The sequence below is a fragment of the Ideonella benzenivorans genome, assembly GCF_020387415.1.
GTDB classification, from domain to species: Bacteria; Pseudomonadota; Gammaproteobacteria; order Burkholderiales; family Burkholderiaceae_C; genus Ideonella; species Ideonella benzenivorans.
This window is the reverse complement of sequence record NZ_JAGWCB010000012.1, coordinates 480,351-494,723: the sequence shown is the minus strand read 5'-3', so window position 1 is coordinate 494,723 and position 14,373 is coordinate 480,351. Positions and strand designations below refer to the sequence as shown.

13 protein-coding genes are annotated in these 14,373 nt (G+C 66.7%); 9 read left to right on the top strand and 4 right to left on the bottom strand.

Translation table 11 applies throughout. The features are described from left to right. The first annotated feature begins 7 nt into the window (after nucleotides 1-7). The 8 genes from glmM to phoR all read left to right on the top strand — a co-directional run bounded on the left by glmM (nucleotide 8) and on the right by phoR (nucleotide 8,166). Entirely contained in the window at nucleotides 8-1,351 is a 1,344-nt protein-coding gene (glmM, locus tag KGA65_RS15055) for a phosphoglucosamine mutase (protein WP_225863923.1), read from the top strand. 161 nt (nucleotides 1,352-1,512) lie between these two features. Continuing rightward, a complete protein-coding gene (gene pstS / locus KGA65_RS15050; RefSeq protein ID WP_225863922.1) occupies nucleotides 1,513-2,547 on the top strand; it encodes a phosphate ABC transporter substrate-binding protein PstS in 1,035 nt (344 codons plus the stop codon). 135 nt (nucleotides 2,548-2,682) lie between these two features. After that, nucleotides 2,683-3,660, top strand: a complete 978-nt coding sequence (pstC, locus tag KGA65_RS15045; protein WP_225863921.1) for a phosphate ABC transporter permease PstC — start codon at nucleotides 2,683-2,685, stop codon at nucleotides 3,658-3,660. Further along, complete coding sequence (pstA, locus tag KGA65_RS15040) at nucleotides 3,657-4,523, top strand: phosphate ABC transporter permease PstA (RefSeq protein WP_225863920.1); 867 nt, start codon at nucleotides 3,657-3,659, stop codon at nucleotides 4,521-4,523. Before pstC ends, pstA begins: the two co-directional genes overlap by 4 nt. 20 nt (nucleotides 4,524-4,543) lie before the next feature. Next, entirely contained in the window at nucleotides 4,544-5,329 is a 786-nt protein-coding gene (gene pstB, locus KGA65_RS15035) for a phosphate ABC transporter ATP-binding protein PstB (RefSeq protein WP_225863919.1), read from the top strand. Between the two features lie 33 nt (nucleotides 5,330-5,362). After that, entirely contained in the window at nucleotides 5,363-6,079 is a 717-nt protein-coding gene (phoU, locus tag KGA65_RS15030; protein WP_225863918.1) for a phosphate signaling complex protein PhoU, read from the top strand. 16 nt (nucleotides 6,080-6,095) lie between these two features. Then, nucleotides 6,096-6,797, top strand: a complete 702-nt coding sequence (phoB, locus tag KGA65_RS15025; RefSeq protein ID WP_225863917.1) for a phosphate regulon transcriptional regulator PhoB — start codon at nucleotides 6,096-6,098, stop codon at nucleotides 6,795-6,797. A 28-nt stretch (nucleotides 6,798-6,825) separates the two neighbouring features. Beyond that, nucleotides 6,826-8,166 carry a phosphate regulon sensor histidine kinase PhoR gene (phoR, locus tag KGA65_RS15020; protein ID WP_225863916.1) on the top strand — a complete coding sequence of 447 codons (1,341 nt, stop codon included), beginning with the start codon at nucleotides 6,826-6,828 and terminating at the stop codon, nucleotides 8,164-8,166. Here the strand turns inward: phoR and KGA65_RS15015 are convergent, their stop codons facing one another. The 4 genes from KGA65_RS15015 to trxA form a co-directional block, all read right to left on the bottom strand. Next, nucleotides 8,167-9,822, bottom strand: a complete 1,656-nt coding sequence (locus KGA65_RS15015) for a glycosyltransferase family protein (RefSeq protein WP_225863915.1) — start codon at nucleotides 9,820-9,822, stop codon at nucleotides 8,167-8,169. A gap of 178 nt (nucleotides 9,823-10,000) precedes the next feature. After that, complete coding sequence (locus KGA65_RS15010; RefSeq protein WP_225863914.1) at nucleotides 10,001-10,261, bottom strand: type B 50S ribosomal protein L31; 261 nt, start codon at nucleotides 10,259-10,261, stop codon at nucleotides 10,001-10,003. A gap of 161 nt (nucleotides 10,262-10,422) precedes the next feature. Further along, the gene (rho, locus tag KGA65_RS15005; RefSeq protein ID WP_225863913.1) at nucleotides 10,423-11,688 is read right to left on the bottom strand and encodes a transcription termination factor Rho; all 1,266 of its coding nucleotides are present in this window, start codon (nucleotides 11,686-11,688) and stop codon (nucleotides 10,423-10,425) included. A gap of 256 nt (nucleotides 11,689-11,944) precedes the next feature. Continuing rightward, nucleotides 11,945-12,274: a thioredoxin TrxA gene (trxA, locus tag KGA65_RS15000; protein ID WP_225863912.1), complete on the bottom strand. Its 330-nt coding sequence runs from the start codon at nucleotides 12,272-12,274 to the stop codon at nucleotides 11,945-11,947. Between the two features lie 248 nt (nucleotides 12,275-12,522). Between trxA and KGA65_RS14995 the strand changes: the two genes are divergently transcribed. Then, the gene (locus KGA65_RS14995) at nucleotides 12,523-14,334 is read left to right on the top strand and encodes an HDOD domain-containing protein (RefSeq protein WP_225863911.1); all 1,812 of its coding nucleotides are present in this window, start codon (nucleotides 12,523-12,525) and stop codon (nucleotides 14,332-14,334) included. Nucleotides 14,335-14,373: the final 39 nt, after the last annotated feature.

Here is a 14,373-nt window from a genome sequence, read left to right as displayed (position 1 = left end):
AGACGACATGGCACGACAGTATTTCGGCACCGATGGCATCCGCGGCACCGTGGGCCAGTTCCCCATCACCCCCGACTTCGCGTTGCGCCTGGGGCACGCGGTGGGCCAGGTGCTGCTGCGCGAGGCCCAGGGGCGGCGCCTCACGGTGCTGATCGGCAAGGACACGCGCATTTCCGGCTACATGCTGGAGTCGGCCCTGGAGGCGGGGTTCGCCTCGGCGGGGGTCAACGTGCTGCTGACGGGGCCGCTGCCGACGCCGGGCGTGGCCTACCTCACCCGTGCGTTGCGGCTGGACCTGGGGGTGGTGATCAGTGCCTCGCACAACGCCTTCCCGGACAACGGCATCAAGTTCTTTTCGGCCAAGGGGGAGAAGCTGCCCGACGCCTGGGAGGAGGCCGTGGAGCAGGCACTGGCAGAGGCGCCGGCCTGGGTGGATTCGGCCCGTCTGGGGCGCGCCCGCCGGCTGGATGATGCGCAGGGCCGCTACATCGAGTTCTGCAAAAGCACGGTCAGCGGCGAATTGAACCTCAAGGGTCTGAAGTTCGTGGTGGATGCGGCCAATGGGGCCGCCTACCAGGTGGCTCCGGCCGTGTTTCACGAACTGGGCGGCGAGGTGAGTTCGATCGGCTGCGCCCCCAACGGGATGAACATCAACGCGGGCGTGGGGGCCACCTCGCCGGCCGCACTGGTGGCGGCGGTGAAGGAACAGGGCGCCGACTTCGGCATCGCGCTGGATGGGGACGCGGACCGGCTGCAGCTGGTGGACCGGAATGGGCGGCTCTACAACGGCGATGAGCTGCTTTACGTGATGGCCATGGACCGCCAGGCCAAGGGCGAAGCCGTGCCCGGCGTGGTGGGCACCCTGATGACCAACATGGCGGTCGAGGTGGCCCTGGCGGAGCAGGGCATTGAGCTGGTGCGGGCCAAGGTGGGTGACCGCTACGTGTTGGAGGAGCTGGCCGCCCGCCGTTGGCTGCTGGGCGGCGAGGGCTCGGGGCATTTGCTGGCCCTGGATCGCCACAGCACCGGCGACGGCATCGTCAGCGCGTTGCAGGTGCTGCAGGCGGTTCAGCACAGTGGGCGAAGCCTGCCCGAGTTGCTGTCGGCCGTCACGCTTTACCCCCAGACGATGATCAATGTCCGGCTGAAGGAGGGCGAGGACTGGCGGCAGAACGCTCGCCTGGCCAGCCTGTCGGCCGAGATCTCTGCCGGCCTGGGCCGGGCGGGGCGGGTGCTGATTCGCCCGTCCGGCACCGAACCGGTGCTGCGTGTGATGGTCGAGGCCCGTGACGCCGCGCGGGCTCGCCAGGCGGCCGAACAGTTGGCTGCCGCGGTGCGCGGTGACGACTAAGTCATTGATCCATATGGATTCGAGGCCATTTATGACAGCCATGTGACAACTTGATGGCGCCTTTGGGGGTTACTGTCATGTGTCATGAGCATGTCACAAAGCCTTTCTACAGTGGCTGCATGTGCCGGTGAGTCCGGCTTCACTGACGAAAGGTCTGTCTCATGGTTTCTTCTTTCGTTCGCTTCGCCCTGGCGGGTGCCGCCCTCGTGGTGGCCACGGCTGCTTCGGCCGAGGACGTGACTGGCGCTGGCGCTTCCTTCCCCGCTCCGGTGTATGCCAAGTGGGCCGATGCCTATCACAAGGCCACGGGCGTCCGCATCAACTACCAGTCGGTCGGCTCGGGCGCTGGCATCAAGCAGATCAAGGCCAAGACCGTCGACTTCGGCGCGTCGGACATGCCGCTGAAGGACGAGGACCTGGCCAAGGACGGCCTGCTGCAGTTCCCGACCGTGATGGGCGGCGTGGTGCCGGTGGTCAACATCGCGGGCCTGAAGCCCGGCCAACTGAAGCTGACCGGCCCGGTGCTGGCCGACATCTTCCTGGGCAAGGTCACCCGCTGGAATGACGGCGCCATCAAGGCTCTGAACGCGGGCGTGAAGCTGCCGGACACCCAGATCGCCGTGGTCCACCGTGCCGACGGTTCGGGCACCAGCTTCCTGTTCACCAACTACCTGTCGAAGGTCAGCGCGGATTGGAAGGCCAAGGTCGGTGAAGGCACCGCTGTCAACTGGCCGGCCGGCGTGGGCGGCAAGGGCAACGAAGGCGTGTCGTCCTATGTGATGCGTCTGCAGAACTCGATCGGCTATGTCGAGTACGCCTATGCCAAGCAGAACAAGATGCAGCACGTCTCGCTGAAGAACAAGGACGGCAACTTCGTTCAGCCCGACGACAGCAGCTTCAAGGCCGCTGCGGCCGGTGCTTCGTGGGAGAAGTCGTTCTACCAGGTCCTGACCGAGCAATCGGGCAAGGAAGCCTGGCCGATCAGCGGTGCCACCTTCATCCTGATGCACAAGGTGCAGGCCAAGCCGCAACAGGCGACCGCCGCCCTGAAGTTCTTCGACTGGTCGTACGCCAACGGCGACAAGATGGCCGCCGATCTGGACTACGTGCCGATGCCGGATTCGGTCAAGGGCTTGATCCGCAAGTCCTGGACTGAAATCAAGGACGGCTCGGGCAAGGTTGTGTCCTCCAAGTAATCGGTCTTCAGACCAGACTGCCTTGCGGCAAGGTGCCGGCTGCTCCTTCGGGGGCAGCCGGTCTCTGCGCGCACCCACGGAGCTGCGAACGTGACTGCTACGATGCCTGCCACCCCCATACCAACTGATGGAGCGATGGCTAGAACTTCTCCCGCCGGACGGCCGGCGCCGCGCCGTGTGCGCATCCCCTGGGCAGACCGTCTGTTTTCGTTGGCCGCCCATGGTGCAGCCTGGCTGACATTGGCCCTGTTGCTGGGCATCCTGGGCTCGCTGGTGGCGGGCGCGATGCCAGCCATCCGTGAATACGGGCTGTCCTTCCTGTGGCGCAGCGAGTGGGATCCTGTTGAGGACCAATATGGCGGCCTGGTGATGATTTACGGCACGCTGATGACCTCGTTCATCGCGCTGCTGATCGCGGTGCCAGTGAGTTTCGGCATCGCCGTTTTCCTGACGGAACTGTCGCCGCAGTGGCTCAAGCGTCCCCTGGGCGTGGCCATCGAACTGCTGGCGGCCGTGCCTTCCATCGTTTATGGCATGTGGGGTCTGCTGGTCTTCGGGCCGCTGCTGGCCACCTATGTGCAGCAACCGCTGCAAAACGCCTTTGGTGGCGTGCCGGTCGTGGGCACCTTGTTCTCCGGTCCGCCGGTCGGCCTGGGCATGCTGTCGGCCGGCATCATCCTGGCAATCATGATCATCCCGTTCATCGCCTCGGTGATGCGGGACGTGTTCGAAGTGACCCCGCCGATGCTCAAGGAGTCCGCCTACGGACTGGGCTCGACCACCTGGGAGGTGGTTTCGCGCGTGGTGCTGCCTTACACCAAGAGCGGTGTGATCGGGGGCATCATGCTGGGCCTGGGCCGGGCGCTGGGGGAGACCATGGCGGTCACCTTCGTGATCGGCAACATGAATCAGTTGACCACGCTGTCGCTGTTCGAGCCAGGTAACAGCATCACCTCGGCCCTGGCCAACGAATTCGCCGAGGCCGGCGAGGGCCTGCACCAGGCCGCCCTGATCTACCTGGGTCTGGTGCTGTTCTTCATCACGTTCGTGGTGTTGGCGATGTCCAAGCTGCTGCTGGTGCGCCTGAAGAAGAATGAAGGGAGCCGCTCGTGAGCCTGGCCAATCTGGACGCGGGGCGCATGGCCCTGCACAGCCGCCGCAAGCGCGTGAACGCGGTGGCCCTGGCCCTTTCGCTGGGCGCCATGGCCTTCGGCGTGTTCTGGCTGTTGTGGATTTTGTGGGAGACCGTCCGCCTGGGCATGGGCGGGCTGGCGCTGTCGGTATTCACCGAGATGACGCCGCCGCCTCAGGACGAGGTGGGGGGGCTGGCCAACGCGATCTACGGCTCGCTGATGATGGTGGCCCTGGCCACGGCCATCGGCACACCGGTGGGCATGATGGCCGGCATCTACCTGGCCGAGTACGGTCAGCGCAGCTGGCTGGGCCGGGTGACCCAGTTCATCAACGACATCCTGCTGTCGGCCCCGTCGATCGTGATCGGCCTGTTCATCTACTCGGTGGTCGTCGCTCCGCTGAGGAGCTTCTCAGGTTGGGCCGGGGTGCTGGCGCTGGCCCTGATCGTGATCCCGGTGGTCATCCGCACCACCGAGAACATGCTGAGCCTGGTGCCCAACGCCCTGCGCGAATCGGCTTATGCGCTGGGCACGCCCAAGTGGAAGGTGATCCTGTCGGTGACGCTGCGCTCGGCCCGCTCCGGTGTGGTGACCGGGGTGCTGCTGGCGCTGGCCCGTGTCTCGGGCGAGACCGCGCCGCTGCTGTTCACCGCCCTGTCCAACCAGTTCTGGTCGTCCGACCTGAGCCAGCCGATGGCCAGCCTGCCGGTGACGATCTTCAAGTTCGCCATGAGCCCCTACGAGAACTGGCAGAAGCTGGCCTGGGCCGGCGTCTTCCTGATCACGATGGGCGTGTTGGCGCTCAACATCTTCGCGCGGGTCTTCTTCCGCAAGCAACAGTGAACCTTCACCGGTAAACCGTCATGGACGCAAAAGTCGATACCAGCGTGACCGAGAAAGCCAAGATCTCGGTGCGGGACCTGAACTTCTACTACGGCAGCTTCCACGCGCTCAAGCACATCAATCTCGAGATCCCCGAGAAGAAGGCCACGGCTTTCATCGGACCGTCGGGCTGCGGCAAGTCCACCCTGCTGCGCACCTTCAACCGCATGTTCGAGCTCTACCCCGAGCAGCGGGCCGAGGGCGAGATCCTGGTCGATGGCGAAAACGTGCTCGACACCAAGCTGGACGTCTCGCTGATTCGTGCCAAGGTCGGCATGGTCTTTCAGAAGCCCACCCCGTTCCCGATGTCGATCTACGACAACATCGCCTTTGGGGTGAAGCTGTTCGAAAACCTCTCGCGCGTCGAGATGGACGAGCGGGTTGAATGGGCGCTGAAGAAGGCGGCGCTGTGGAACGAGGTCAAGGACAAGCTGGGTCAGAGCGGTTCGGGCCTGTCCGGCGGCCAGCAGCAGCGTCTGTGCATCGCACGTGGCATTGCCATCAAGCCGGAGGTGCTGCTGCTGGACGAACCCTGCTCGGCACTGGACCCGATTTCCACCGGCAAGGTCGAGGAGCTCATCACCGAGCTCAAGAACGACTACACCGTGGTCATCGTGACCCACAACATGCAGCAGGCCGCTCGCGTGTCCGACTACACCGCCTACATGTACCTGGGCGATCTGGTCGAATTTGGCCCCACCCGTGAACTCTTCATGAAGCCCAAGAAGAAGGACACGGAAGACTACATCACCGGCCGTTTCGGCTGATCGAGCGGAACAGGAAGACAGGGGATCACGACCATGACGGACAAGCATCTCTCCACGCAGTTCGACGCAGAACTGAGCGCGGTATCCACCCGCGTGCTGGAAATGGGGGGCCTGGTGGAGGCCCAGGTGGCGCAGGCCATCTACGCCCTGACCAACTACAGCGGCGAGACCGCCAGCCAGGTGCTGGCGATGGAAGAACGGGTCAACCAGCAGGAGGTCGAGATCGACGCCGATCTGTCGGCCATCATCGCCCGTCGCCAGCCGACGGCGCGCGACCTGCGCCTGCTGATCGCCATCTCGAAGACCATCGGCAACCTGGAGCGCGTGGGTGACGAAGCGGCCCGCATCGCCCGCACGGTGCAGCGCCTGCTCAACACCGGGGTGTTCAGCCGCCTGCGCCTGCCGGTGTCGGACGTGTCGTTCGAGGCCAATCTGGCCACCGCCTCGCTGCGCAAGGCCCTGGATGCGTTCGCGCGCCTGGACACCGTGCAGGCGCTGGAAGTCATCAAGAACGACGACCAAATCGACCAGGAATTCGACGGCATGATGCGCAAGCTGATCACCTACATGATGGAGGATCCGCGCACCATCTCCGCCAGCATCGACCTGGTGTTCGTCGCCAAGGCCATTGAGCGCGTGGGGGACCATGCCAAGAACCTGGCCGAGCAGATCATCTACATCGTCAAGGGCACCGACGTGCGCCACAACCCGGTGGAGGCTGTCGAAACCGTGGCCCTCACCCGCAACTGAGCCAGGGGGTCACGAGATGCCTTCCGTGCTGGTGGTTGAAGACGAATCGGCGATTGCCGAACTCATTGCCATCAACCTGCGCCACGCCGGTTTCGAGGTCACGCTGGCCGAGAATGCCGACCAGGCGCAGATGGCGGTGGATGCGGTGCTGCCGGACCTGGTGCTGCTGGACTGGATGCTGCCGGGGCAATCCGGCGTGGCCCTGGCCCGGCGCTGGCGCGGCGAGGTGCGGACCAAGGAACTGCCCATCATCATGCTGACGGCCCGGGCCGATGAGAGCGACAAGGTGGCGGGCCTGGATGCCGGTGCCGATGACTACCTGACCAAGCCCTTCTCGACCCAGGAACTGCTGGCCCGCATCCGGGCCGTGCTGCGCCGGCGTGTGCCGGAAGCGCTTGATTCCGCGGTCGAGGTGGGCGGCCTGCGACTGGATCCCTCCACACGCCGTGTCAGCCGCGACGGCACGGATCTGAAGCTGGGGCCCACCGAGTTCCGGTTGCTGCATTTCCTGATGACCCATCCGGAGCGGGTGCACAGCCGTGCCCAGTTGCTGGACCGGGTCTGGGGCGACCATGTGTTCATCGAGGAGCGCACGGTCGACGTGCATGTGAAGCGCCTGCGCGAGGCGTTGACGCCGGCGCGCTGCGCCCAGATGATCGAAACCGTGCGCGGGGCAGGCTATCGCCTGACCCAGCAGGTCGCGGCGCCGTCGGCCTGAGAGCCGGCCCCGCCTTTTCGGAGACGCAATGTTCTGGCTGGCCCCCAGGGTTCTCCTGGCCGTTTTGGTCGTTGTTGGCGGCACCTTGGCCTGCGGGCAACTGGTCGGCTTGGTCGGCTGGCCCCTGTGGGGGGCCGCCAGCGGGGCGGGGGTGTCCGTCGCCCTGGCGTGTTTGCTGGACAGCTGGCGCGGCGCTCAGCTGCTGCGTTGGCTCAGTGGCCTGCAGGACACCGACGCACCCCACCTGCGCGCCTTCTGGGGCGAGCTGACCACCCGGGTTGAGCGGGCCATCCGACGACGCGAGCGGGAAACCGAGCGCGAGCGCGAGCAGCTGCGCCAATTCCTGGAGGGCATCGAGGCCTCGCCCAACGGCGTGCTGATGCTCGACGCCGGCGAGCAAATCGAATGGTGCAACCAGATGGCGGCCGAGCACCTGGGCCTGGATGCCGAGCGCGACCTGCGCCAACGCATCACCAATCTCGTGCGTTCGCCCGCGTTCGTGGCCCACCTGCATGCGCGTAACCACGAACAGCCGGTGCACATTCCGGCGCCCGATGGCCGTGGCCTGATTGCCATCGTGGTCCGCCCCTATGGCGACGGGCAGCGCCTGCTGTTGACCCAGGACGTGACGGCCCGCGAGCGGGCCGACAAGATGCGCCGGGACTTCGTGGCCAATGTGTCGCATGAGATCCGCACCCCCTTGACCGTGCTGGCCGGTTTTGTCGAAACCATGTCCTCGCTGCCCTTGACCGAGGTGGAACGCCAGCGGGTGCTGGGCTTGATGGCGCAGCAGACCAAGCGCATGCAGTCCCTGGTGGGGGATTTGCTGGCCTTGGCCCGGCTGGAGGACAGCCCCCGGCCACCGGCTGACCAGTGGCATCCGCTGGCCCGCATCGGCGCCTCGGTGGAGTCGGAAGCGCGGGGCCTGTCAGCGGGCCGTCACCAGTTCAGCTTCGACTGGGGGGACTGGCAGCTCGCGGGCAGCGAGGCGGAGTTGCAAAGCGGCATCGGCAATCTGGTGAACAACGCGATCCGCTACACACCCGAAGGGGGGCGCATCAGCGTCACCGCGGGCACGCGGACCGATGGTGCGCTGGAGGTGCGGGTGCAGGATTCGGGCCCGGGGATCGCGCCGGAGCACCTGCCGCGTCTGGCGGAGCGCTTCTACCGGGTGGACGGCAGCCGCTCCCGCGAGACCGGTGGCACCGGTCTGGGCCTGTCCATCGTCAAGCATGTGGCGCAGCGCCACGGCGGCGAGCTGCGCATCACCAGCGAACTGGGGCGCGGCTCCTGCTTCACCCTGGTGATCCCGGCCAGCCGGGTGCAGGCCAAGACCGTGCAGCAGCCGGCCGAACCGGTGGCTTCCTGATCAGCGCACTCGGCGGTAAAGCGTGAAGTACTCGTGCGCGTCCACCGGGCGGCGCATCCGGGTCACCTCTTCCCAGCCCGCTGGTGCCGGGGCCAGATTGGGCATGCGGGTCATCACCAGCAGGTGGCCGCAGCGGCGCGGGGACGGCTCCGTCGCCTCGACGGCATAACCACCGAACACTTCCAGGCCGGCCACGTGTGTGGGGCTCAGCCCGGGGGCCTGGATGCAATCGTCTGCCGGCACCCATTGGGCGATCTGTTGCACCAGCGGGCGGGTGCTGCGGGCGTAGTTGACGACCGGCAGCAGCAGCGTCATCGTCAGCAGCCAGATCAAGGCCACGCCGCTGGCCGGCAGGACCAGGCTCTTCCACAGGGGGTGGCGGTGGCGCGAGGTGCGCCAGCGCACCAGCCAGATCCAGGCGGCGGTGCCTGCCAGTGCAAAGGCCAGTGACGGGGCCGAGAACGAAGGTTCGAAGCCGGGGGCCAGACGCTGGAGGTGCTGCAGGGGCTTGGGCGGCAGGTTCAGCTGCATCGAGCTGTAGATCACCCAGACCGCCAGGGCCGTGAGGCTGAAGAAGAAGACCGAGAACCAGTCAATGGCCGCGCTGGCCCTCCGCTTGAGGGTGGGCAGGGCGAAGGCCGCCAGAATGGCGAGCCCCGGCACCCCCAGCAGCAGCGCGCGGTCGGAGCCGCCCATCGCCGCGGCGCTCAGCAGGCTGACCAGCACCGTGCCGAGCGGGATCGCGATGTGCCGCTCGGTCCAGTGACCGCGCCAGCGCCAGACCGTCCACACGGCCATCGGCAGCACGGGCCAGGTGAACCACAGCAGCAAGCGCAGAAAGCCCGCGGTGCTCGCCGGCAGGCCGGGCAGGTCGACGCGCCAGTGCCAGGCGTGGGTCCAGGTGGCCAGCAGGGCCGCCGTGGCGATGCCGCCGGCCAGCCAGGGCGCCATGCGCCGCATGCCGGCGTAGCGCGAGCGGGGGCTGATGAGCCAGGCGATGACGCCGTGGGCGACCGCCATGCTTGGGGCGCCAGACAAGGCCAGAGCGGGCAGGGCCAGCAGCACGGCCAGCGGAGCCCGCCAGCGGCTGGTGGGAGCGGCCGCCAGGGCCCAGATGAACAGCGCCACCAGGCTCAGTTGCATCAGTTCCGGTGTGGTCTCGTGGCCCAGTTGCAGCAGACCCAGTGTGGCAATGGTGGCCAGCAGGGCCCCATCGGCCAGCGTGCGGGCGTAGGCCACCGGCGCGGCCTCTCCGCCAAAGGCGAAAGGCACCGGCTGGGCCGCGTCGGTGCGGGCCAGGTGGTAGGTGGCGTACCAGATCAGGGCCAGGGTGATGGCCAGCAGGGCGATGAACGGCAGGCGGGCGGCGAGGGCAGGGTCGATCCAACCCCCCAGCCACTGGACGGACCAAGCCCCCAGCCAGTGGGGCAGCAGGGCGGTTTCAGGCGGCAGCCCCCCCAGCGCAGGCGCCCACCAGTCCATGCGACCCCGGGCCAGACCCCACATATAGCCATAGGCGGTGAGGTCGGCGTTGCGCCAGGGATCGCGCCCGAACAGGCCGGGCAACAGATAGGCGGCGCAGAACAGCAGCAGGGCGAGGCGGGGCAGTCGCTCGACGGCGCGCTGCGGGACGACGGCAGGGGTGGGGTGGTTCACAGATGAATGATGCCAAACAGCCCATCAGGCAGGACGCGAGGGCCTGCCCGGCGACAGGGTGACATGCTGCAGCAACATGCCGTGCGCCGAGGTACAGGCGAAAAAAAGGCAGCCCGGAGGCTGCCTCTTGTTCCTTGCTTGCGCAAAGCAGGTTCCGCCAGAAGCGGAACCCGTGGACTCACTTCTTGAGGCCGACGTGGGCAAACTTGTTGCGGAACTTCTCGACGCGACCGCCCAGCGTGTCCACGCTCTTTTGCTGACCGGTATAGAAAGCGTGCGATTCGCTGGAGGTTTCCAGCTTGAACAGCGGCAGCTCGCGGCCGTCGTCCATCTTGACCGTTTCCTTGGTCGGCGCGCACGAGCGCGTCACGAACTTGAAACCGTTGGACAGATCCACGAAGCAGACTTCGCGGTAGTTCGGGTGGATGCCTTCTTTCATGGCGCTCTACAGGCGTTGCCGCCTTCCTTCATCGCTGGTCGGCCGGGAGCCACGCAAGGCCCCATGCCCCACGCACTTTCCGACAGCGGAAAACTTCAGATTATAGCGCAGAGACTGCGCTGGTGGCCAGCGGTGCAAGCCGCCAGCCGCGGGACCTCCGATCAACCCCCTCGACGCATCATGTCGAAGAAGTCGAGGTTGTTCTTGGAGGCCTTCATCTTGTCGAGGACGAATTCCATCGCCTCGATCTCGTCCATGTTGTAGAGCAGCTTGCGCAGGATCCAGGTCTTCTGCAGGATCTCCGGCTTCAGCAGCAGCTCCTCGCGGCGGGTGCCCGACTTGTTGATCAGGATCGAGGGGTAGACGCGCTTTTCGGCCATGCGGCGATCCAGGTGGATTTCGCAGTTGCCGGTGCCCTTGAACTCCTCGTAGATCACCTCGTCCATCTTGGAGCCGGTGTCGATCAGGGCCGTGCCGATGATGGTCAGCGAGCCGCCTTCTTCCACGTTGCGGGCCGCGCCGAAGAAGCGCTTGGGGCGCTGCAGCGCATTGGCGTCCACACCGCCGGTCAGCACCTTGCCGGAGCTGGGCAGCACGTTGTTGTAGGCACGGGCCAAGCGGGTGATCGAGTCCAGCAGGATCACCACGTCCTTGCCCAGTTCCACCAGGCGCTTGGCGCGCTCGATCACCATCTCGGCCACCTGCACGTGGCGGGCTGCCGGCTCATCGAAGGTGGAGCTGATCACCTCGCCGCGCACGGTGCGGATCATCTCGGTCACTTCTTCGGGTCGCTCGTCGACGAGCAGCACGATCAGGTGGATCTCGGGGTGGTTGGCCACCAGCGCATGGGCGATGTGCTTCATCATCACCGTCTTGCCGGTCTTGGGCTGGGCCACCAGCAGCGCGCGCTGGCCTTTGCCGATCGGGGCGATCAGGTCGATGATGCGGCCGGTGATGTTCTCCTCGGCCTTGAGTCCGTCACGCTCGAGCTTGAACGCCTCTTTCGGGAAGAGCGGCGTCAGGTTCTCGAACATGATCTTGTGCTTGTTCTCCTCCGGGCTCAGGCCGTTCACGCGGTCGACCTTGACCAGGGCGAAGTAGCGCTCGCCATCCTTGGGTACGCGCACCTCGCCTTCGACCAGGTCACCGGTGTGGAGGTTGAAGCGTCGGACCTGGCTTGGGCTCAGGTAGATGTCGTCGGTCGACGCCATGTAGCTGGTGTCGATCGAACGCAGGAAGCCGAAGCCGTCGGGCAGCACTTCCAGCACGCCATCGCCGAACACCTGTTCGCCGGCCTTGGCGCGCTTCTTCATGATCGCGAACATCAACTCCTGCTTGCGCAGGCGGGCGACGTTTTCGATCTCCAGTTCCTCGCCCATCGTGATGAGCGCGGAGACGTGAAGCGCCTTCAGTTCGGAAAGATGCATCGGGTCACCCTTGGGGTGGTGCGCCACGGTCGCAGGGGCTGAGCGCCGCCACAGATCACGGCCAAGGTTCGCTGGTGCGAACGCCCGGTCGCGGCCTGGACGGCACGCGCTGCGCGTGGAAACGGTTGGTGGGGACGGGGGCCGTGAAACTCACGTGTTGTGGAGCCGGTGGGCTCCGGACGTGGCCGGCCTCAAGCCTGTTTGCAGCAACGGGGTGGCCTGAAAAACAGAGCCAACCCCAGTGCGACAGGCCAGATTATAGATGGCTGTCGAGGAATTGGGCCAGTTGGGCCTTGGAAAGTGCGCCCACCTTGGTGGCGGCCAGCTGACCGTCCTTGAACAGCATCAGGGTGGGGATGCCGCGGATGCCGAATTTGGCCGGCACTTCGCGGTTCTCGTCGACATTCATCTTGGCGATCTGCAGACGCTCGCCATATTCCTTGGCGGTTTCGTCCAGGATGGGGGCAATCATCTTGCAGGGGCCGCACCATTCTGCCCAGTAATCCACCAGGACGGGTTTGCCCGATTTCAGAACGTCGGCTTCGAACGAAGCGTCGGTGATGTGCTTGATCAGTTCGCTGCTCATGGAAGTTTTCCTAAGGGGTGGCCGCGGCGGGCCACCGGCGGCCTCTCTGCAGAAAAGACCACAGAGACCGGGACCGGAAGGCCGGGTCGGGGGAATTCTGACACAAAGGTCAAAGTCGCGTTGGCGGTGGCGGGGTTTGTCGAGCGTGGCGCCCGCATGCCAAACTGGCGTCGATTTTCCTGCCAGATCCGCGCCTCGTCGCGCAGGGTTTGGAGGTCCAATCGAGGCCAGATCGACGTTTCTGCATCATGTCTCCCAGCGCTGCCTCCTCTTCGCCAGACAACGCTTCGGCCGCCAAGCCCGGTTCGGCGGGGGGCGCGCGCATGTTCGGGCGCTTCCAGTTGCTGCGTTTGCTGGGCAAGAGCGAGCGGACCATGATGTGGGCGGCCAGCGACACCCGCAACCAGCGGGAATGCATGTTGGCCATCCCGCGCAAGCAGCCGGAAGGGGCGGCCGCGGCGGCCTGGCAACAGGCTGTGCACCGAGCCGGACGGCTGGAGCACCCCCACCTGGCCCTGGTGCTGGAGATCGGCGAACACGAGCGCTGGCCCTATGCGATGTACGACCACACCGAGGTGGTCACCTGGAGCGAGCGTTTCACCCGCGAGGGCCTGCCGCCGCTGGAGGTGGCCGCCTGGGCGGCCGGCATCGCCCAGGGGCTGGCCTATGCCCATGAGGCGGGGGTGATCCATGGCGACATCGAGCCCTGGATGCTGGGCCTGAGCGAGGCGGGCCACCCGGTGTTGATGGGGCTGGAAGTGGCTGGCCGTGAAGTGATCGCAGCCCGCGAGGGGGCCATGCAGGAGCTGCGCGCCGTGCGGGAGTCCGCTGAACGCGACGTGCTGGCCCTGGGGCTGGTCATGCACCATGCCCTGGCGGGCCAACCGCCACTGGACGAGCCGGACCTCACCCGCGTGGTGAGCCGCATGCCCCCGGTCGGCAACGAGATCGTGCGCATGCCCTGGGCCCTGGCCCGTCCGATTCCCGACCCGCTGCGCGCCATCGTGAACCGGGCGACGGATCGGCAGCCACGCCACCGCTACCGCAATGCGCGCACGCTGCAGAACGCGCTGGAGGGCTGGCTGCGGACCCAGTCGGAACAGGATGGCGGCCCGCTGGCCCTGCTGATGGACCGCATCCAGGCCGCGGGTGTGCTGCCGGCGCAGCCCGGGGCCACCGAACGGGTGGCCCATCTGGCGCTGATGGACAACAGCCGCACCAGCGAGCTGGCCGATGTCGTCCTGCAGGACATGGCGCTGACCTTCGAGTTGTTGCGCCTGGTGAACAGCGCCCAGGTCAGTGGGGACGGGCCGGTGTTGATGCTGCGGCGTGCCATCGCGATGCTGGGCCTGGACGGGGTGCGGCGTGCCGCGCTCAACCTGCGGCGCTGGCCGGGGCCGATGAACGAATCCGCCGCGGCCGAGATGGAGGCGTTGATCGCCCGGGTGCACCGCGCCGGCCGGCTGGCCGTGCGGCTGGCCCCCGCCGGCTACGACAGCGAGGTGGTCTACCTGATCGCTCTGTTGCAGAACCTGGGCCGGCTGGTGGTGCAGTACCACTTCCCGGAGCAGGCGCACCAGATCCAGCGCCTGATGCAGTACATCGACGCGGGCAAGGACGGCACGCCGGCCCAGCCGGGGCTCACGTCGGAAGCTGCGTCCTATGCTGTGCTGGGCGTCGACACCGACGAGCTGGGCTTGGCGGTGGCCCGCCACTGGGGACTGGACGCCAGTGTGCAGCGCATGATCCACCGCGTGGCCGCGGCCGAAGGCCACCGGGCCGCCGAAGGCGACGGGGATGTGCTGCGCTACGCCGCCAGTTGTGCCAACGAGCTGATCGACGCGGCCAGCCTGCCGCCGGCAAGGGCCCAGTTGGCCCTGAAACAGGCGGCCCAACGCTATGTGCGGGTGCTGGGCCTGACCAGCCAGGACCTGGCCGACGCGCTGCGGGCGGAAATCGCCGCGGCCACGGGCAGCGAGCCCATCAAGCTGCCTGAAGGGCCCACAGCGGCCACCTCGGCATCGCTGCCGGGCAACTCTGCCGCGCCTGCCGCGGCATGACCCCGCGGCGGCGGGGCCAGGGCCTGCTGCGCTAAGCTG

Excerpts from the sequence above, each read along its gene's own strand:
- glmM (WP_225863923.1), top strand. The coding sequence starts at position 8 with ATGGCACGACAGTATTTCGGCACCGATGGCATCCGCGGCACCGTGGGC.
- pstS (WP_225863922.1), top strand. The coding sequence starts at position 1,513 with ATGGTTTCTTCTTTCGTTCGCTTCGCCCTGGCGGGTGCCGCCCTCGTG.
- pstC (WP_225863921.1), top strand. The coding sequence starts at position 2,683 with ATGGCTAGAACTTCTCCCGCCGGACGGCCGGCGCCGCGCCGTGTGCGC.
- pstB (WP_225863919.1), top strand. The coding sequence starts at position 4,544 with ATGGACGCAAAAGTCGATACCAGCGTGACCGAGAAAGCCAAGATCTCG.
- phoU (WP_225863918.1), top strand. The coding sequence starts at position 5,363 with ATGACGGACAAGCATCTCTCCACGCAGTTCGACGCAGAACTGAGCGCG.
- phoB (WP_225863917.1), top strand. The coding sequence starts at position 6,096 with ATGCCTTCCGTGCTGGTGGTTGAAGACGAATCGGCGATTGCCGAACTC.
- phoR (WP_225863916.1), top strand. The coding sequence starts at position 6,826 with ATGTTCTGGCTGGCCCCCAGGGTTCTCCTGGCCGTTTTGGTCGTTGTT.
- KGA65_RS15010 (WP_225863914.1), bottom strand. The coding sequence starts at position 10,261 with ATGAAAGAAGGCATCCACCCGAACTACCGCGAAGTCTGCTTCGTGGAT.
- rho (WP_225863913.1), bottom strand. The coding sequence starts at position 11,688 with ATGCATCTTTCCGAACTGAAGGCGCTTCACGTCTCCGCGCTCATCACG.
- trxA (WP_225863912.1), bottom strand. The coding sequence starts at position 12,274 with ATGAGCAGCGAACTGATCAAGCACATCACCGACGCTTCGTTCGAAGCC.
- KGA65_RS14995 (WP_225863911.1), top strand. The coding sequence starts at position 12,523 with ATGTCTCCCAGCGCTGCCTCCTCTTCGCCAGACAACGCTTCGGCCGCC.